This is a genomic window from Spirosoma aureum (assembly GCF_011604685.1).
In the GTDB taxonomy this organism is placed as follows: domain Bacteria; phylum Bacteroidota; class Bacteroidia; order Cytophagales; family Spirosomataceae; genus Spirosoma; species Spirosoma aureum.
The window spans coordinates 110,632-128,576 of the sequence record NZ_CP050063.1 but is presented as its reverse complement, the minus strand read 5'-3'; the positions used below and the strand labels follow the sequence as shown (position 1 = coordinate 128,576).

The following is a 17,945-nucleotide window of genomic DNA, read 5'->3' as shown; positions in this document are numbered from 1 at the left end:
ACCGATGTGCGCTTTGTTCTTAAGGGTTTCTTAAGTGTCCACCTACAGCAACAATGAAACGGCTGCTCGTAGTGCCATTGGATTAATCGGAAAGCAATTTAACCCCCAACCGCAAATTATCATGAAGCTCACGATTTTCTTCCTACTTATATGGTTCACCGCTAATCTGAACAGCCTTGATGAGCCGCTTCTTAAAGTCGTCAGAACGGCTTCGGATGATCAGATCCGGGAGGTTGAACGTCAGGTCCTTAAGCAATATGGTATCAAGGCTGAAGTAAAAGTGATCAATCGAAATGACAAAGGCGAAATTACCAACCTAAACTGCATACGCTATGATAAGGTGGGTAAAAGGACTGATTCATGCTCATCAGATAATTTTGGTTTATTGATTATTACTCAGCATGGTTGCAAGATTTCTGATTTAGGCTACGAAGATAAAATATAGGCCTACCGATCATTATACTTTACAAGATACAACAGCTAGGACTTTCGCTTAGAACCACGGTCCGGCTTCGCGACCGTCCGTAGTGATATGGCTCTCAGCGAAAGCTATATAAAGTAATATCGGATTATTTGCCAGTTAAAATAATGACCTATTACTTTTGGTATATGATAACAGAAACCTCGTCGCATTACGATCATTTGGAGCAGATGTCGGTTCACGACTTGCTGACGAATATTAATAAGGAAGATAAAACGGTGCCCTTTGCAGTCGAAAAGGCAATTCCTCAAATTGAAGCATTAGTTGTCCAGATTGTCAAACGAATGAAAGAGGGCGGTCGCCTTATTTATATTGGCGCCGGAACAAGCGGGCGGCTGGGTGTTGTCGATGCCTCCGAATGTCCACCTACATATGGTGTACCGCATGATCTGGTGATTGGCCTGATGGCTGGTGGCGATGGGGCTATCCGCAAAGCGGTTGAGTTTGCCGAAGACGATGCCGAGCAAGCCTGGAAAGATATTGAACCCTATCATCCAGATGAACATGATACCGTGATCGGTATTGCCGCATCGGGCAGAACGCCCTATGTGATTGGTGGTTTGAATAAAGCGCGGGCGGCTGGTCTTCTCACAGGTTGTGTCGTCTGTAATCCGGGTTCTGCTGTAGCGCAGGCCGCTGAATTTCCGGTTGAAGTGGTTGTTGGGCCAGAGTTCGTTACAGGCAGCACGCGTATGAAAGCAGGCACAGCTCAGAAGCTAGTGCTCAATATGATTTCTACCTCGGTCATGATTCAGCTAGGCCGGATAAAGGGGAATAAAATGGTTGATATGCAGTTAACCAATATTAAATTACAGGACCGGGCTGCCAAAATGGTGATGAGTGAAATTGGGGTTAATCGGGAAGAAGCTGAGGAATTGCTGGCAAAATATAGCAATGTCAGAGGAGCTATTGACGGCTATAATCAGTCCCGTTAATTGTCAACTTCCCGAATGCTTTAAACAAACGTTCGGGAAGCTCTTGAATAGTCTGATCAAGAATTAAAGATCGCGAGTCAATAAAATATTCTGCTACAATTTACGACTACCATTTTGCAGAAGATTTAGAAAATGATGAGCAAGAGGGTATTGCTGGTGGGCCGTAATGCTGCTGTTCTCTCAACACTGGCCGATGCGTTGACCCGTAAAGGGCTGGTTGTACAGACCACAAACCGTGTTGAGCAGGCAAGCGAAGGTTTCGATGCGGCCGATTTTGACCTGATTGCCTTTGGGCGGGGAGTCGATGAATCAACAAACGTTCGGCTAAAAACTGATTTTATCCGGCAGAATGCCGACATATTGTTTGTCGATGGGCTTGCCCCAATAATTCCGTTATTAGTCAGGCAAATAAGCATTGCTCTAGCCGCAGAAACTTCCGGAGAGAGCATTCTTGCCCAGTTTAGTTATCAACAACCTGAGATTAGGATCTCGGTTTACGCTGCCTGCCAATTAAAAATAGATCTGTATCAGTTAGACGTGGTCCATTCAACCCGGCAGCAGACACTTATTTCAGAATTTATTGAAGCAGGAAGTCATACGTTTTCTACGGCAATTGCAGTAAATAACAAAAGTTCAATCAATTTTCTGGTTGCTGAGGTCAATACCCATGAATTGGCCATGATAGCTTTATAGTCGTTCAATTTACGCGAATATGTCGACCTACGGGCTGTAATTGAGCGCATTTAGTTAGCGTCTGGGCCGTTTCGGCAAGGCACCGAATGAGTGAAAAACAACCTATAGGGGCAATCGCCTTAGCCGCCAGCAAAGGCTGATTATTCTGACCAACAGCTACATGCCACCCGGCGTGTTTGGGATCCGGAAAGTATTGGAACGTAAAATCATGGATACGCTTAATCCACTTCGGGCATTCTGGGTGGCGAGTTTGAAAGTAGCTTTTAGCCAGTGTTGAAATCGCTTCAACTTGTACCCATGCCCATTTCTGGCTCCATTCGGGGAAAATCAGCGGTTGATTTTTCAGGTCTACATACTGATTGAGCCCCAGCGTTGACTCCGACCAGGCCAGCTCACACATGCGAAGACTCCAGGTTGTGGCCTGCATGGCTAATTTTCGGTTGCCTGATTCGGCGCAGAGGTCAAGCAGAAAACCAATTGCCTGAAAGGTTAGTCCAACGTTAAGTCGTCGCCCATCGGGTGTATTGAAAAACGAACCTTCGGGCAGCACGTGCTCGCGCAACGTATCCGTACGGCGATCCAGAAATTCGCGTAGCAACACATTCAGTACAGTCTCTATGTTTTCCTTCCAGGTTTCCTCATCTAATAGCGATTGAATCTCAAGCAAGGTTTTAAACAACAGCACCGGTTCGCTCAGGTGGCAATAGTGTCGAAAGCCGCCAACGATCTGTGCCTGTTCTGTGCGCGCATCGGTCCAATGCTGGAATAGAGTCGAAAAAGTTTGCTTGGCCAGCATTGCCCACTCATCGTCTTTGGTGGCGCGATAGAGCTGAGCATAGGCCATAACCAACGAACAATCAGCTAAACAATCGTTGGAAGGGGCAACCGAACGACCCCGGCGATCGAGTTGGCCATACGCTTTTAGTGTTTCATTCTGGGCAAACTGGCTCAGAAAAACAGCGCCGTGACGGGCATGTTCAAGCCAGGCAGGTTGGCCATCAAACTTATTGTAGAGCCAGGCAAATGCCCAGACTTGCTGTGCCTGAGTGGTAACAAATTTATCGCCTTCTATAACCTGTCCCGTATCCGTCAGATAGTCAAAATAACCACCACATTGCTCGTCGCGGCTGTGTTTAAGCCAAAACGGTACAATCTGGCGGAGCAAAGCCTGCTGATAGTCGGCGGAAAGTTTATGAAAATCAAGCACGGTGTAAAGATAAAAACGCGGCTCAAACGAATTGTACAACTCAAACGGATTATCCGCTTTTAGTTGTTAAAATTCGTTTGAGCCGCGTTTTTATTGGTACTTAATAAACTCGCTCTACTTCGCGCTGTTCTTTATCTTCAGGTAACACAAACTTCATGGGCTTACCAACTTTACCAGGTAAAAGCGCCATTTCAAGCACCTGATCGACTGTGTCTGCGTAGTGGAACTTGAGATCTTTGATGTAAGAAGCATTGATTTCCTCAATATCCTTACGGTTTTTCGAGCACAGAATTATCTCTTTGATACCAGCCCGATTAGCCGCCAGAATTTTCTCCTTAATCCCACCAACTGGCAATACCTTACCGCGTAATGTAACCTCACCGGTCATGGCCAGATAGGGCTTAACTTTTCGCTGGGTATAAATCGACGTCATCGATGTGAGCATCGTAATCCCCGCCGATGGGCCGTCTTTGGGTACGGCCCCCGCTGGAATGTGAATATGCAGATCGTAGTGACTAAAAATTCGGTAATCAATGCCCAGATCATCGGCGTGGGCTTTCAGGTAGGAGAGGGCAGTTATGGCAGACTCCTTCATCACATCACCCAATTGGCCCGATAAGGTCAATGCGCCCTTCCCACGGCTCAGACTCGACTCAATGAGCAGAATTTCACCACCTACCTGGGTCCAGGCCAGACCCGTTACAATACCGGCGATGTCATCATCGGCATAAAGCTCTTTGTCGAAGATCTCGGCCCCCAGCATTTTAGGGACGTCGACAGCTTTGATCGTGTGATTATATTCCTCCTCCATCGCGATGGATTTGGCTATCTTTCGGACTAATGCACCAATTTTTTGCTCCAGATTTCGAACGCCCGACTCACGGGTATAGCCCTCGATAATCCGCAGAATAGCTTTATCTTCAAATAGCAGATCTTTGGGTTTCAGACCATGATCTCTACGCTGCTTGGGAATCAGGTACTTCTTCGCAATCTGGACTTTTTCTTCTACCGTGTAGCCCGCAATATCGATAATTTCCATCCGGTCGCGCAGAGCGGGGTGAATGGTATCGAGCGAGTTAGCTGTGGCAATGAACAACACCCTCGACAGATCAAACTCCGTTTCGAGGTAATTGTCCATGAACGTCGAATTCTGTTCAGGGTCAAGAACTTCGAGCAGGGCCGACGACGGATCACCCCGAAAATCAGAACTAACCTTGTCGATCTCATCCAGGATAAAGACCGGGTTCGATGTGCCACACTTCCGGATATTCTGGATCACCTTACCCGGCATAGCACCGATGTAGGTTTTACGGTGTCCCCGAATTTCGGCTTCATCGTGAACACCACCTAGTGCCATCCGGCTATATTTACGTCCCAATGCTTTAGCAACCGACTTGCCCAGCGAGGTTTTACCCACGCCCGGAGGCCCGTAAAGGCATAAAATCGGCGCTTTCATATCGTTCTTTAGCTTCAAAACGGCCAGGTATTCAATGATCCGCTCTTTTACTTTTTCGAGCCCGAAATGATCAGCATCCAGTATTTTCTGCGCCCGCTTCAGATCGAAGTTATCCTTGGTATATTCATTCCAGGGCAGATCGACCATCAGCTCAACGTAATTCATCGTCACCGGATATTCCGGCGCCATTGGGTTGATACGCTGTAGCTTATTTAGTTCTTTGTCAAAATGGGAACGTACTTCGGTAGGCCATTTTTTTCGATCGGCCTTTATCCGCAGCTCGTCGATCTCACGGTCGGGGTTATCCATGCCCAACTCGTCCTGCAAAACCTTCATTTGCTGGCGGAGGTAATAATCGCGCTGTTGCTGATCGAGGTCAGAGGATGCCTTGGATTGAATTTCGCGCTTGAGTTCAAGCAACTGGACTTCCCGGAGCATGTATTCAAGCAGCAAATTTGCTTGCTGATTTCCTTCGAGCGTTTCCAGAAGGCGTTGCTTATCGCCTACTTCGGCATTAATGTTCGACGACAGGAAGTGTAACAGGAAAGTCGGGCTCTCGATGTTATCGAGCGCAATACGGGCTTCCTGGGGTATTTCCGGATTGAGCCGTAGAATTTTATAGGCTGAATCTTTAAGGGATTGCAGTAAGGCTTTTCCTTCCTTTTTGGTCACACTTGGAAACGAATCCTCAATCTGACGAACCTGTGCCGTCATGAAGGGTTCTTCCTGGGTGATCTGCTGAATTTCAAAGCGCTTTTTGCCCTGGATGATAATGGTGATGTTACCATCGGGCAACGTAATCATCTTGATGATATAGGCCACTGTACCGAACCGGTAGAGATCGTCGGCGGTTGGTTCATCTTTTTGTTGATTCAACTGCGCGACAACACCTATGATCCGGTTTCCTTTATATGCTTTTTTTACGAGTCGGATTGATTTTGCCCGACCCACCGTAACGGGAATAACCATGCCTGGAAACAACACCGTATTACGAACCGGCAGGATGGGCAGGTTCGGTGGAAGGTCATAATCATCATCTAACCCTTCTGGCGACCCAAGTGGCACAATCTCTAAATTGTCCGAGTCGAAATCGGCCAGCATCAAACGGGTAGCTAATTCTTTTTCTGAAATCATATGTGAACTGCCAAACTGACAGCTTTCATTATGTGGTAGGTGTCTTATAATGTCAGGAAAGGCAAGGTTATGAGCCAATTGCAAGAGCCGTGCCATAGTACTACCTATGACGAACCGACAGGTCACCTGCGTTTACTGCAAAAGTAATTAAATAGGATGGGCACTGAACCAATAAATTTATTATTCAGAACGAAACATCCTGAACGGGCTGATTTTTTTTAAAAACAAACGTTTTTTTCTGGCCCTGATATTGAATATTGACCATATTTACCTGATCATCAAATAGTTCCATGAGTGCATTTTGCTTCAGCGAGCCTCCCTTAAATGGTTCGGCATACGGCATTTCGAGATAAATCCAATTTGCATCAGCTTCAACCTCATGGCCTACATATTCAATAACCTTATTTTGTTTCTGTGAATTTACGTAAGCAAAATGTGAACGAATATATTTTTCTATTAACGGGTCATTTTTATCATTCGGTCCGCCCGGAGATCCTGATAAATGTACTTTGGTATTTGTTTCCTGAGATAATGCCTTTTCAAAATCGTCCGTAAAAATCCGGACACTAATTTCAAACGTTCGTTCTTTCGAATTATACTGCATCTGCGTGACACTGGCATGAAAATCATGAAGTGTCAGTGGCCGACTGCCTACCAGGCAACCGGCCACCATTATTATCAATGCTGTGATTAATTTAGGCGATTTCAATGCTTAAAAAACAGCTTTAAAGACGTCATTGAAGATAGCAAAGGCCATTAGACCGAGCAGAATCACCATACCAACCCGCTGAGCGGCTTCCAGAAAACGATCAGACGGTTTGCGGCCAGAAATGATCTCATAGCCTAAAATCGTGGCATGACCACCATCGAGCGCCGGAATTGGTAAAGCGTTCATGAAGGCCAGAGCCATTGAGAGCAGGCCTGTAACGGTCCAGAAACGATCCCAGACCCAAATGCCACCAAACAGGTTTTGTGCGATACCGATTGGGCCGCTCAGCGCTTTGGATGCCGATACTTCACCCCGGAAAATCTTGCCAAAACCTTTAATGTTGTCGAACACGACCTGGAATGCTTTTTTCGTACCAATAGACAGCGCCTGACCGAACGTATACTCTTCTTTCGTGAGCGGAAGCAGCAGGTCGGGGTAGAAGCCAATTGTGCCCTCTTCAGTGGTAGTCATATTAAGCGTAAGCGCCTGTCCATTCCGATTGACGCCCAGTGCAATAGGTTTTCCCTTTAGCGGTTTGACAACTTCGGTGAACTCATGATAAAACCGGATTGGCTTGCCATTGGCACTTGTAATGAAATCACCTTTCTTCAAACCTGCTTTGGTCGCTGGTTGACCAGGTACTAATTCGCCAACTTTAAAAGGCTCAATAGCTTCAACAAACTGACCGGCGGATTTCTTGTCGGCCAGCTTATCCACAAAATTATTGGGGATATAAATGTCTTCCAGCTTGCCGTTTCGTTCAACTGTATAGGAGCTGTTATTGCCAAGGAACACATCAGAGCTACGAATTTCATTGAAATCGGTGATCGGCTTGCCGTTGACTTTAACAATCTTGTCGCCTGTTTGCAAGCCAATGCCCTTGGCCAGATCATAGGCAACAATGCCGTATTTCGCATCTTTGGCCGCCAGGTACGTATTCCCGTTTTTGTAGGTCAGGATCACGAAAATCAGGATGCCAACAATAACGTTTACGATAATACCGCCAAGCATAACGATGAGTCGTTGCCAGGCTGGTTTGGCTCTAAACTCGTAAGGTTGTGGTTCAGTATTGGTATGGGCCGTATCGAGCGATTCGTCGATCATCCCCGAGATTTTTACGAAGCCGCCGAGCGGAATTGCTCCGACACCATATTCGGTTTCACCCCGTTTGATACTCCAGATTTTAGGAGGAAAGCCAATGAAATATTGCTCTACCCGCATGCCAAAAGCTTTTGCGGCCAGCAGGTGACCTAACTCATGTAACCCCACCAAGATGGACAGACCCAGAATGAGCTGTCCGGCCATCACTAAAATTTCCATGTATTCAAAAGAATGATAAGATCAAATTTAAGATTATTTAACGATTGAGGATCAACTGGGCCAATGCCAAAGGAGTAATTTACAGGATTGGTCAGTTAAATTCAATAGGTCGTGATCGTAAAAACGATATGTTCAGGTCATATAATACAAACAGCTAAACAAAACTTTTAATTCGTTCTGAAGCTAATCGGCGGGCTTCGTCGTCCGAGTTGACGTAATCGTCATAAGTCGGATTCTGAATGAAGGTCGATTTCGCTAAACATAATTCAATTATCTCCGAAATTTCCAGAAAACCAATCTGATCGTGAAGAAACGCGTCTACGGCTACTTCATTGGCTGCGTTGATGATACAAGGGGCATTGCCACCCCGATCGAGAGCTTCGAAAGCGAGTTGGAGGTTTCTAAATGTTTCCAGGTCCGGCTTTTCAAAGGTTAGGGATGGATAGTCCAGAAAATTGAAACGAGGAAAATTGGACGGTAATCGATTCGGATACCCCAGGGCGAACTGAATCGGCAGTCGCATATCGGGCAGTCCCATCTGGGCTTTCAGACTCCCGTCTTCAAACTGAACCAGCGAGTGAATAATGCTCTGTGGATGCACGATTACGTCGATCTGGGCGGGCGTCAGGCCGAAAAGCCATTTCGCTTCGATTACTTCCAGCCCTTTGTTCATGAGCGTAGCCGAGTCGATCGTGATCTTGGCGCCCATGGTCCAGTTGGGGTGTTTAAGCGCCTGCGCTTTCGTAACTGTCGATAGAAATTCCCGCGATTTCCCCCGGAAGGGACCTCCCGATGCGGTCAGGATAATTTTCTCAATCGGGTTGTGAAACTCACCAACCAGACACTGGAAAATCGCTGAATGTTCAGAATCAACCGGATAGATATTGACGCCCTTTTGGGCTGCCAGTCGGGTAATAAGCTCGCCCGCAACGACAAGGGTTTCTTTATTGGCCAGTGCGATGGATTTTCCGGCTTCAATCGCTTTAATAGTCGGCAGTAAACCCGCATAGCCAACCATAGCGGTCAGTACCATGTCAATCGTGTCCATCTGCACGACCGACGCTATCGCTTTGGCCCCTGCATATACCTTAATGCCTAGCGGATCGAGCGCGCCAAATACCTGATCGTACTTGGTCTCGTTGCAGATCACGACAACGTTAGGTTTCAGATCGATGGCCTGCTCAATGAGTAAGTCCGCATTGTTGTTGGTCGTCAGCACTTCGACCTGAAACTGGTCGGGATGGCTCTTGACCACATCAACGGCCTGCGTTCCGATGGAGCCCGTCGAGCCAAGGATGGCGATATGGCGTTTTTTTATATCAGTCATTTAGTTTTCACCAAGTCAAAATTGACTTTTACCTGTAATTCTTCTTCAATAGCGCGGATATAATAGACCAAACTGGGCCTTGTCGTCAATAAATAATCTACATATTGCTGGGCAGGTTTTCCATATAAGTCAAGGTTCTCTTTAAGGTTTTCTAAATAGCAGCGACGTTCGATTGCTAGATCAGGGTCGTCTAATTTTAATAGGCTAATTAAATTAAGTGCTTCCTGGTCTTCAGACGAAGCCGCAATATATTCACCTTCAAAATAAATGATCCGTTTTTCAAATTGCTTGTCTGTTGGGTGCAGAATAGGTTGATAGTCATTCCATTTTGATGCTTTTTCGCCGTTCCACTGCGCTTTAACTAAAAACCAATTTTGATAGCTGTCCCCAGAAGTGTTTTTTAGAGTAGGGTTGAAATGTTCAATATCCTTTTTGTCAGAACGGCCTAGATACGTTTCTGTATAGGCACAAATATTATGTTGTTCATCACAAAGAGCATTTGCTAAACTTTTGTTATTGCCATCAACTTTGTAGGTCAAATCACTCATCAAAACTGTCGAATCGTCGGGTTTATTTACTCTGCGCATATTGACCAGCAAAATTGTATCGATTTCCTAGCTCTAGCCGCTCGATAATAAGTTGATTTTTCTTTTCCTCATCAGTTTCTGCCCGAATCTGCATAGCAAGCTGGCGGTACTTTTCGTAAGCTTCCAATCCTTTCTGTAACATCAAGTCGGCCATAGCAAAATCCTGTCGCAAAATATCATTTGGGTCGTCGCCTTCTGGCGCAATACCGTTATGGAACTTCACTTCGCCATTCTCGTCAAAATACAGAATGAACCGTTCGCATGGCTCAAAAGCAGATGCGATAATGGGCGAGTGAGTAGCGAAGAAAAACTGTGCTGTAGGAGCAAGTGATGTATAATAGCCAATGAGCCCGCGTTGAATGTCAGGAAATAAAGAACGTTCCGGTTCATCAAAGAGTATAACTGTATCTTCTGTATCGAATTTATAAATTGGGATAGCAGTAGCCAGAAGTTGGCGTGTACCAGTGCTGAGATTAGAGCTAGGAATTGCAATATCCTGCTTATTACTTTTACAAAGTGCGATTGGAGAATTACCCTTCGCGCCAATATTGACTTCTAGGAAAAATTTTTTCAAAAGTGGGTTTAAGCATTTTTCGGCTAGATCAATACGCGGATCAGCAGCAATCCATTTTTGAAGATCTTCAGTTACTTTGTTTTTGGGTGTACTTTGAATAATTTTCGTGATCTGCTGTACAGTATCTTCGTCGTACTGATTGATTTCTCTAAGTAAATATTGCCAGGTAGATAATGATTGCATATCTCCTAATGAAACCACTTTTTTAGAGCCAGCCGCATTGATACGTTCGACGTGTGCTATTTTTTCTTTTTCAATTTGTGTGTCGGTCTTTACGAAATCTGAAAAAGATTGTGGTTGTTCTTTCTGGTCAAACAGGAATGCATCGGCTTCTCGGGCAATGGAATCCTTAATAAAAAGACAAAGTTTTTTCGCCTGTTCCTGATTTTTTAAAGAATCATAAATGCCGAGTCCATTAAGCCAATCGTATCCTAATTGTCCGTATCTAGATTTACCATCTAGATCTTGATAAGTGTAGTCGAATTTGTTTTTAAGATCGGTGTAGTTTAAAATAATTCTCTTCTCATTATAAATTGAGTAAATTTTTGTTTCTTCAAAAGTGGAATATGATTCATTGTTTACTAAAGTATTTTTAAGAGATACCCGTTGATAACTATCTAAGACAACCTGAAAGAAATCCCAAATTACATTTAGCAACGTCGTTTTCCCTGTACCGCTCTGCCCAATAAAGCATACCTTATCCAACGGCTGCCCTGCTTTGGTTGGGTGGTCGGCCGGATACGTAAAATCAAACTTTATATTTTTAAACTGGCGATAGTCGCCAATGTCGATTCCTGTTATTTTCATTACCCATTATTCATTAGGCATTGGACATTATTCCTTCTAACCCCTCCGCAATTTTCCGGTCATTAGCTAAACGGGGTACTTTATTTTGGCCACCCAGTTTTCCCTGCGACTTCATGTAGCGCTGAAATGCCCCGCGCGGCAGGCTGGTTAGCTTGAGCGGTTGCAGGATCGAGCCCGTGATGAGGTCGTCGTAATATACGTTTAATCCGATTAATCGGTTGTCGATGTCGCGGGCAAAGATTGCCGGATCGTTGGGGGGAGTAGCAAATTCAATTAACCATTCGTGATAGGGCAGGCCTTCTTTCGGGCTAACCATTGGTGCAACCGTAAACTCTACGACCTCTGTTTCGGGGTGAAGCTGCATCGCATACTGTAAGGCTTTTTCAACTTCTTCGCCAATAACATGTTCGCCAAAGGCCGAAATAAAGTGCTTGATACGGCCGGTTACGAGTAATCGGTAAGGCTCCCGTGAAACAAATTTAACCGTATCGCCCAGAGAATAGCCCCACAGCCCGGCGTTGTTGTTGATGATGACAGCGTAATTTTTGCCTAGTTCGACCTCATCAATCGTTAGTCGGCGTGGGTTTTCAGTAAAGTATTCGTCGGCGGCAATGAACTCGAAGAAGATCCCGCTATCGAGTAGCATCAACAAGCCTTCTTCAGTCTGCGTATCCTGAAAAGCGATAAAGCCTTCCGATGCCGGATAGGTTTCGATCGAATCGATCCGCTTGCCGATGCTATCAAACAATTTAGCGCGGTATGGTTCAAAATTAACGCCACCGTAGACAAACACCGAAAAATCAGGGAAGACATCTTTAATCAACTTTCCAGTTCGGTCCTGAATCCGGTCGAAATACATCTGTACCCAGGGCGGAATGCCCGAGATCAACGACATTGGCTGCGTTAACGTTTCGTCGATGATCCGCTCCAGCTTGGTTTCCCAATCGTCGATAACATTGGTTTCGTAGCTGGGTAGCTGGTTCGAGCGTAGATAAGCCGGAACATGGTGATTGGCTATGCCAGACAACCGTCCGATATTGATACCCGCTTTCTGAGCCAGTTCGGGGCTACCCGACAGGAAAATGAGTTTTTTGTCGAGAAAAGCACTGTTTCCCGTTTCGTAGATGTAATTCAGAAGCGCATCACGGGCTGAGTTGATGTGGTTCGGAATGGAATCCTTCGTAATCGGGATGTATTTTGTACCCGAGGTCGTACCTGAGGTTTTGGCCAGGTACAGGGGTTGACCTTTCCAGAGCACATCAGGTGTACCAGCCAGGATCTGATCAATGTAAGGTTTGAGATCTTCGTAATCGCGTACGGGAACCGCTTGCCGAAAATCGTCAACCGTTTGTATATCCCGAAAGTGGTGAATACGGCCAAACACCGTGTTGCGACCACCTTTAACCAACTCCTGCAACCAATGTTGCTGAGCTTCGGCGGGTTGATACATCCACGACTGCTGCCTCTCTACGACCCATTTAGCCAGTGGCTTACTTACGACTGAGCGAATTCCCATAATGATGCAAAGTTACGAAAACAGTTGGCAGTCTTCTGTAAGGGAGTTTGTAATGGGTAGGAGCAACACAGGTTTGATAGTCAATCTTGATTAATTGGTGCAAACGAAGGGTCGAAAATTGCTAACTGTTCTGATTGTCATATAAAAAAAGCAATACTGTATTTACATAGCATCGTTGTTTCTCTTGAATAATCCATATTTTTGCAAACCTTTTAAAAACGGTACTTGTAAAAAGGAACAACAGCTAACCAGGAATGGGACTTTTCAATTTTTTAACCAGCGACATTGCGATTGACCTGGGCACGGCGAATACCTTGATTATTCACAAGGATCGGATTGTGGTGGATGAGCCTTCGATTATTGCAATGGACAAAGCCAGCGGAAAAGTGCTGGCCATTGGCCATAAGGCCATGCAAATGCACGAAAAGACCAATGAAAATATTAAGACGATTCGCCCGTTGAAAGACGGCGTAATTGCCGACTTTACTGCCGCCGAACTGATGATTCGGGGCATGATCAAGATGATAGATACCGGTAGCAAACTGTTTTCACCTTCGCATCGGATGGTTATTTGTATACCATCGGGGATTACCGAAGTGGAAAAGCGCGCTGTTAAAGACTCTGCCGAACATGCCGGGGCGAAGGAAGTTTACATGGTGCACGAACCAATTGCAGCCGCAATTGGCATCGGTATCGATATTACACAGCCGAATGGTACCATGATTGTCGATATTGGAGGTGGTACTACCGAAATTGCCGTAATTGCTTTATCAGGAATTGTCTGCGAACAGTCGATCCGGATTGCCGGAGACGTTTTCACCCGCGATATTGTCGATTACATGCGTCGGGAACACAACCTGCTCATTGGCGAACGCTCGGCTGAACAAATCAAAATGGAAGTTGGCTCGGCATTGCCCGAACTCGACAACCCGCCCGCTGATTACGAAATCCGGGGTCGTGACTTAATGACCGGTATTCCGAAAGAAATTAAGGTTACCTACAGCGAAATTGCCTACGCTCTCGACAAATCAATTTCAAAGATTGAAGAGGCTACGATGAAGGCGCTGGAAATTTCGCCACCGGAACTTTCTGCCGACATTTACACGAACGGTATTCACCTGACGGGGGGCGGTGCCCTGCTGCATGGTCTCGACAAGCGGCTGGGCGCAAAAACCAAGCTGCCCATTCACGTGGCCGATGATCCGCTCAAAGCTGTTGTAAAAGGTACGGGCGAGGTGATTAAGAATCTGGACATGTACAGATCTGTTCTGATTAGTTAAGTTTTTGGAATGTAGCCTGGGCTTTAGTCCGGATAACCGAAAGCTGGATTGTAGCTGGTATTTTGTCTCTACAACCTGGCCTTTGGCTACCCGACAGCGTCCAGGCTACATTGTTAAGATGTTCCCCACTTTATGGGAGAGTTAGTCGACTTTTTTATTCGAAGCCGAAACTTCATCTTGTTTGTGTTGCTGGAAGTATTCTGCTTCTATTTTATCATTAACACAAGCAATTACTGGAGCGTGACCTATTTCAACACATCGAACCGGTATGCGGCTCAGGTGTTGGCGTGGTCCAACGCGGCCAATGAATATGCTCGTCTGCGGCAGGTTAATGCTGACCTGGCCATGGAGAACCAACGGCTCAATACTCAGTTAACGCAATTACTGCAAAGTAAGCCCGCGTCTCCAAGAGAGTATCTGGCCGACTCGGCTTTTGCCGACCGGTTCAAGTACACTGTTGCCAAGGTGATCGACAATACAACCCAGTTCGCTAACAACTACATCACGATCGATAAAGGTACTGATGATGGAATCCGGCCGGGTATGGGCGTGATTTCGCCAACGGGTATAGTCGGCAAGGTAAAAGTCTGTAATCGACATTTTTCGGTCGTTACGTCGATCTTACATTCTGGGTTTCTGGTGTCTTCGGCTTTAACAAAAGCCGACGAAATTGGGACGGCGAGGTGGGATGGCGTAGACCCGAGCCTGATCAAGCTGAATGACATTTCGCTGACCAAGACGGTTCATAAAGGTGATTCGGTCGTTACCTCGGAGCGTAACTCTACGTTTCCTCCGGGTATCCTGGTCGGGTATGTCCGAACAATGGGCATCCAGCCTAATCGGGTCTTTCATGATATTACACTTAATCTGGCCACCAATTTTGGTAGTCTGGCCTTTGTGTATGTCGTCGAAAATCGCCTGCAGGCAGAGCAGGAGCAGTTAGAAAAACAAGTTGAAACAGAGAAATAGTAAGCAGTAAGTAATGGGCATTTGGCAGTGAGAAACTGGCTGATTGCCGACTATCGACTGCCCACCGCCTACTACAAGATGACTTTACGCGAAATTCTGTCTACTGCGTTTTTATTTTTGCTGTATCTGGTATTGCAGATCCTGCTGGTGCGGAATTTGGTGCTCTTTGATTACGCGTTCTGTTTCGTTTACATCGCCTGCATTCTGTTATTGCCCAACGAAACCAGCCTTACCTGGCTGCTGCTCATTGGGTTTGTGACCGGAATTATTGTCGATACGTTCTACAATACGCTCGGTATGCACGCAGCCGCTACGGTGCTCATGGCCTATTTCAGGCCGTTGGTCGTACGAACACAAATCGATGTGCCGGGTATGGAATCACGGATTGAGTTTTCCTTGAAGGAACTGGGAGTCGGCGTGTTTTTTCGGTATGTATTTATACTGGCATTGATTCATCACTCGGCCTTGTTTTTTATTGAAGCCAGCAGTCTGGCCTTATTGATTCCTACGCTGATTCGGGTTGGGGCCAGTACACTGTTTACGACCCTAAGTATCGTTCTCATTCAGTTTTTTACACGGAACTAACTCCGTTTTGTTTTTTGTCATTGAGATGCTGCAGTCAAAAGCAGATTCACAAAATGGCAGAATCTTTATTTCTCCCCCAGACCACCGATCGTCGGCTGGTTTATGATAGTCTGATTCCACAAATTGCCGCACTTCTTGATGGCGAACCGGATCTAATAGCTAATCTGGCCAATATTTCGGCTGCGCTGAAAGAAGCCTTTGGTTTCTTTTGGGTTGGCTTTTATATCAAAAAAGAGAATCAGTTAGTACTTGGGCCGTTTCAGGGGCCTATTGCCTGCACACGCATCGCGTTCGACAAGGGCGTTTGCGGAGCGGCCTATACCCGGCGAGAAACAATTCTGGTGCCCGACGTTGAGCAGTTTCCCGGACATATTGCCTGTAGTTCGGCGTCGAAGTCGGAGGTTGTCGTGCCCGTGTTTGATCGGGCCGGAACAGTTCGTATGGTATTGGATGTCGATAGTGATGAATTAAATGACTTTAGCGAAGTCGACGCTCAGAGTCTGGAACGAATCGCGGCATTGATTACCGATTTACACTATACGACTGAGTAGCTCTCTTCGATAAACCTGGTTAAGATGCAATTAAATTCTGGCGATGGCTTAAACCATAGGCTGTTGCAGGTCGTCTTAGGTTCGAATAAAACGATCACGTACCATGTTTAAGAAAATTGCATTTAGTGGACTGATGCTTTCGATGCTCTCCTTGCCGCTGTTGGCTCAGCAAACGACTACGCCTGATGCTCCTGCTTCAGCCCAAAGAGGTAGAGGTCGGGCCATGAAGGAGTATCAGGCTGGAGACCCGACTACACGTGCCCGGAAAATGACGGACCGGATGACGCAGCAACTAGGGCTGGACGAGGCTACTTCTAAAAAAATTTATGATATAACCTTGGCCCGCGCTGAGAAAGTGGATGCGATTCAGAAAAGTTCTGATGACAACAAAACAAAAGCAGAGGCTTTGAAGGCTAATGCCGACGATTTTAAGAGTAAACTGCAAAGTATTTTGACACCCGATCAATTCACTAAGTTTGAATCGATGCGCGGCCGTATGGGCAGAGGCAAAGGTGGAAATGATGGAAGTAAGGACGGTCAGGAAAAAAACTGAACGAATTAACTTAAATAGCAGACGCCTGATTCTTCGACAAGCAAGAATCAGGCGTCTGCCGTTTGAATGCTTTCAGGAAGCGTGCATACCTACTGATTCGTTCAATAATAGATTAGGTAGCTTAACCCCTTAGCCTGGTAACAGTAAAGTTTAGGGCCAACTTCCTTTTTCTGTAAATAGTACATACACCATGGCTTCTTCGTTTTCGCGTCGGTCATTTATTCGGCAGGCATCGCTCGTAGCAGCGGCAAGTACCTCCGTACCAACGATTCTTTCGGCAAAAACCAATCGTTATAGCGCCGAAACAACTGTTTTAGGGCATAATGGATTTCGTTATCGGGTAGTGCCAGGCTGGGGCGTATTGGACGCGGGAAAAAATCCCGTTAATGATTGCCACGAAATGGTACAGGACGCTAAGGGACGAATCATTTTACTGACCAACGAGACCAAAAACAATATTCTGGTTTATGATAAGTCAGGTAAGTTACTCGAAACCTGGGGTCACGACTACCCCGGTGGTCATGGCTTAACGCTGGGTGGAGAAGGCAATGACCAATACCTGCTGATCAGCGATACTGACCGGCATCAGGTCATTAAGACTGATCTGAAAGGGCGCGAACTGATGAAGCTGGACTACCCGAAAGAAACAGGCTCATATGCTTATCCGACGCAATTTAAACCGACCGAAACCGCTATAAATCCCGCTAATGGCGATATTTATGTAGTCGATGGGTATGGCCTGAACTACGTCATGCAGTATGACAAAGCCGGTAAACTTATCCGGTATTGGGGTGGTAAAGGCGAAGCGAATGATACGTTCGATTGCTGCCACGGTATTGTCGTTGACCGGCGTACCAGCAGCCCTACACTACTCATTACCGACCGCCGACGGAATGCGCTCAAGCGTTTTACGCTCGATGGCAAATACGTGTCGACCATAGCGCTGCCTGGGTCATACATTTGCCGACCGGTTATTCATGGCGAAAACATCTATGGCGCTGTTTTCAGGAGCACATCCGATAGTTACCCTGATTCGGGTTATATTACCATTCTGGATAAAAACGACCGGGTAATTTCGACCCCCGGCGGATCTGAGCCAGTCTATCAGAATGGCAAACTTGGTGAACAGCGCAAAGAACGTGGTGTTTCGGCGTTTCTGCATCCGCATGATGTGCTGGTAGATGAAGATGATAGCATCTATGTAGCGCAATGGAGTTCCAAGAAAACCTATCCTATAAAATTAGAACGGGTTTCCTGAATC

General features: G+C 46.0%; 17 protein-coding genes. 9 read left to right on the top strand and 8 right to left on the bottom strand.

Going from position 1 to position 17,945, the window contains the following annotated elements:
• Positions 1-121 precede the first annotated feature (121 nt).
• From G8759_RS00490 to G8759_RS00480, 3 genes are all read left to right on the top strand, one after another.
• On the top strand, positions 122-445 hold the full coding sequence (locus G8759_RS00490; RefSeq protein WP_167204254.1) for a hypothetical protein: 324 nt from the start codon (positions 122-124) through the stop codon (positions 443-445).
• Positions 446-609: 164 nt separating this feature from the next.
• Complete coding sequence (gene murQ, locus G8759_RS00485; RefSeq protein WP_167204253.1) at positions 610-1,416, top strand: N-acetylmuramic acid 6-phosphate etherase; 807 nt, start codon at positions 610-612, stop codon at positions 1,414-1,416.
• 132 nt (positions 1,417-1,548) lie between these two features.
• On the top strand, positions 1,549-2,109 hold the full coding sequence (locus G8759_RS00480; protein WP_167204252.1) for a DNA-binding transcriptional response regulator: 561 nt from the start codon (positions 1,549-1,551) through the stop codon (positions 2,107-2,109).
• Between the two features lie 4 nt (positions 2,110-2,113).
• On the opposite strand, the gene G8759_RS00475 is transcribed toward G8759_RS00480, so the two are convergent.
• The 8 genes from G8759_RS00475 to G8759_RS00440 all read right to left on the bottom strand — a co-directional run bounded on the left by G8759_RS00475 (position 2,114) and on the right by G8759_RS00440 (position 12,746).
• A complete protein-coding gene (locus G8759_RS00475; RefSeq protein WP_167204251.1) occupies positions 2,114-3,316 on the bottom strand; it encodes an AGE family epimerase/isomerase in 1,203 nt (400 codons plus the stop codon).
• A gap of 100 nt (positions 3,317-3,416) precedes the next feature.
• A complete protein-coding gene (gene lon, locus G8759_RS00470) occupies positions 3,417-5,906 on the bottom strand; it encodes an endopeptidase La (RefSeq protein ID WP_167204250.1) in 2,490 nt (829 codons plus the stop codon).
• Between the two features lie 184 nt (positions 5,907-6,090).
• Positions 6,091-6,579, bottom strand: coding sequence for a DUF6702 family protein (locus G8759_RS00465; RefSeq protein WP_232074085.1), 489 nt, complete (start codon positions 6,577-6,579; stop codon positions 6,091-6,093).
• 39 nt (positions 6,580-6,618) lie between these two features.
• The gene (gene rseP, locus G8759_RS00460; RefSeq protein WP_167204249.1) at positions 6,619-7,935 is read right to left on the bottom strand and encodes an RIP metalloprotease RseP; all 1,317 of its coding nucleotides are present in this window, start codon (positions 7,933-7,935) and stop codon (positions 6,619-6,621) included.
• A 154-nt stretch (positions 7,936-8,089) separates the two neighbouring features.
• Entirely contained in the window at positions 8,090-9,262 is a 1,173-nt protein-coding gene (locus G8759_RS00455; protein WP_167204248.1) for a 1-deoxy-D-xylulose-5-phosphate reductoisomerase, read from the bottom strand.
• Entirely contained in the window at positions 9,259-9,810 is a 552-nt protein-coding gene (locus tag G8759_RS00450; RefSeq protein WP_232074084.1) for a hypothetical protein, read from the bottom strand. Before G8759_RS00450 ends, G8759_RS00455 begins: the two co-directional genes overlap by 4 nt.
• 22 nt (positions 9,811-9,832) lie before the next feature.
• Positions 9,833-11,230 (bottom strand): AAA family ATPase, encoded by a 1,398-nt coding sequence (locus tag G8759_RS00445; protein ID WP_167204246.1) that lies wholly within the window; start codon positions 11,228-11,230, stop codon positions 9,833-9,835.
• Between the two features lie 13 nt (positions 11,231-11,243).
• Positions 11,244-12,746: a GH3 auxin-responsive promoter family protein gene (locus G8759_RS00440; RefSeq protein WP_167204245.1), complete on the bottom strand. Its 1,503-nt coding sequence runs from the start codon at positions 12,744-12,746 to the stop codon at positions 11,244-11,246.
• A 254-nt stretch (positions 12,747-13,000) separates the two neighbouring features.
• Here G8759_RS00440 and G8759_RS00435 point away from each other — a divergent pair, with 254 nt between their 5' ends.
• The 6 genes from G8759_RS00435 (at position 13,001) to G8759_RS00410 (ending at position 17,942) form a co-directional block, all read left to right on the top strand.
• Positions 13,001-14,026: a rod shape-determining protein gene (locus G8759_RS00435; protein ID WP_077923646.1), complete on the top strand. Its 1,026-nt coding sequence runs from the start codon at positions 13,001-13,003 to the stop codon at positions 14,024-14,026.
• 132 nt (positions 14,027-14,158) lie between these two features.
• Positions 14,159-14,995, top strand: coding sequence for a rod shape-determining protein MreC (gene mreC / locus G8759_RS00430; protein WP_167204244.1), 837 nt, complete (start codon positions 14,159-14,161; stop codon positions 14,993-14,995).
• A 78-nt stretch (positions 14,996-15,073) separates the two neighbouring features.
• Positions 15,074-15,580 (top strand): hypothetical protein, encoded by a 507-nt coding sequence (locus tag G8759_RS00425; protein ID WP_167218589.1) that lies wholly within the window; start codon positions 15,074-15,076, stop codon positions 15,578-15,580.
• Between the two features lie 53 nt (positions 15,581-15,633).
• Positions 15,634-16,131, top strand: coding sequence for a GAF domain-containing protein (locus G8759_RS00420; RefSeq protein ID WP_167204243.1), 498 nt, complete (start codon positions 15,634-15,636; stop codon positions 16,129-16,131).
• Positions 16,132-16,234: 103 nt separating this feature from the next.
• Positions 16,235-16,684 carry a DUF4890 domain-containing protein gene (locus G8759_RS00415; RefSeq protein WP_167204241.1) on the top strand — a complete coding sequence of 150 codons (450 nt, stop codon included), beginning with the start codon at positions 16,235-16,237 and terminating at the stop codon, positions 16,682-16,684.
• 190 nt (positions 16,685-16,874) lie between these two features.
• On the top strand, positions 16,875-17,942 hold the full coding sequence (locus G8759_RS00410; protein WP_167204239.1) for an NHL repeat-containing protein: 1,068 nt from the start codon (positions 16,875-16,877) through the stop codon (positions 17,940-17,942).
• The last annotated feature ends 3 nt before the right edge of the window (positions 17,943-17,945 follow it).

What these genes read in the sequence shown, in the direction of transcription:
- G8759_RS00465 (WP_232074085.1), bottom strand. Translation starts at nt 6,579, where the DNA reads ATGGTGGCCGGTTGCCTGGTAGGCAGTCGGCCACTGACACTTCATGAT.
- murQ (WP_167204253.1), top strand. Translation starts at nt 610, where the DNA reads ATGATAACAGAAACCTCGTCGCATTACGATCATTTGGAGCAGATGTCG.
- G8759_RS00455 (WP_167204248.1), bottom strand. Translation starts at nt 9,262, where the DNA reads ATGACTGATATAAAAAAACGCCATATCGCCATCCTTGGCTCGACGGGC.
- G8759_RS00435 (WP_077923646.1), top strand. Translation starts at nt 13,001, where the DNA reads ATGGGACTTTTCAATTTTTTAACCAGCGACATTGCGATTGACCTGGGC.
- G8759_RS00490 (WP_167204254.1), top strand. Translation starts at nt 122, where the DNA reads ATGAAGCTCACGATTTTCTTCCTACTTATATGGTTCACCGCTAATCTG.
- G8759_RS00415 (WP_167204241.1), top strand. Translation starts at nt 16,235, where the DNA reads ATGTTTAAGAAAATTGCATTTAGTGGACTGATGCTTTCGATGCTCTCC.
- lon (WP_167204250.1), bottom strand. Translation starts at nt 5,906, where the DNA reads ATGATTTCAGAAAAAGAATTAGCTACCCGTTTGATGCTGGCCGATTTC.
- mreC (WP_167204244.1), top strand. Translation starts at nt 14,159, where the DNA reads ATGGGAGAGTTAGTCGACTTTTTTATTCGAAGCCGAAACTTCATCTTG.
- rseP (WP_167204249.1), bottom strand. Translation starts at nt 7,935, where the DNA reads ATGGAAATTTTAGTGATGGCCGGACAGCTCATTCTGGGTCTGTCCATC.
- G8759_RS00450 (WP_232074084.1), bottom strand. Translation starts at nt 9,810, where the DNA reads ATGAGTGATTTGACCTACAAAGTTGATGGCAATAACAAAAGTTTAGCA.
- G8759_RS00445 (WP_167204246.1), bottom strand. Translation starts at nt 11,230, where the DNA reads ATGAAAATAACAGGAATCGACATTGGCGACTATCGCCAGTTTAAAAAT.
- G8759_RS00480 (WP_167204252.1), top strand. Translation starts at nt 1,549, where the DNA reads ATGATGAGCAAGAGGGTATTGCTGGTGGGCCGTAATGCTGCTGTTCTC.
- G8759_RS00420 (WP_167204243.1), top strand. Translation starts at nt 15,634, where the DNA reads ATGGCAGAATCTTTATTTCTCCCCCAGACCACCGATCGTCGGCTGGTT.
- G8759_RS00425 (WP_167218589.1), top strand. Translation starts at nt 15,074, where the DNA reads ATGACTTTACGCGAAATTCTGTCTACTGCGTTTTTATTTTTGCTGTAT.
- G8759_RS00410 (WP_167204239.1), top strand. Translation starts at nt 16,875, where the DNA reads ATGGCTTCTTCGTTTTCGCGTCGGTCATTTATTCGGCAGGCATCGCTC.
- G8759_RS00440 (WP_167204245.1), bottom strand. Translation starts at nt 12,746, where the DNA reads ATGGGAATTCGCTCAGTCGTAAGTAAGCCACTGGCTAAATGGGTCGTA.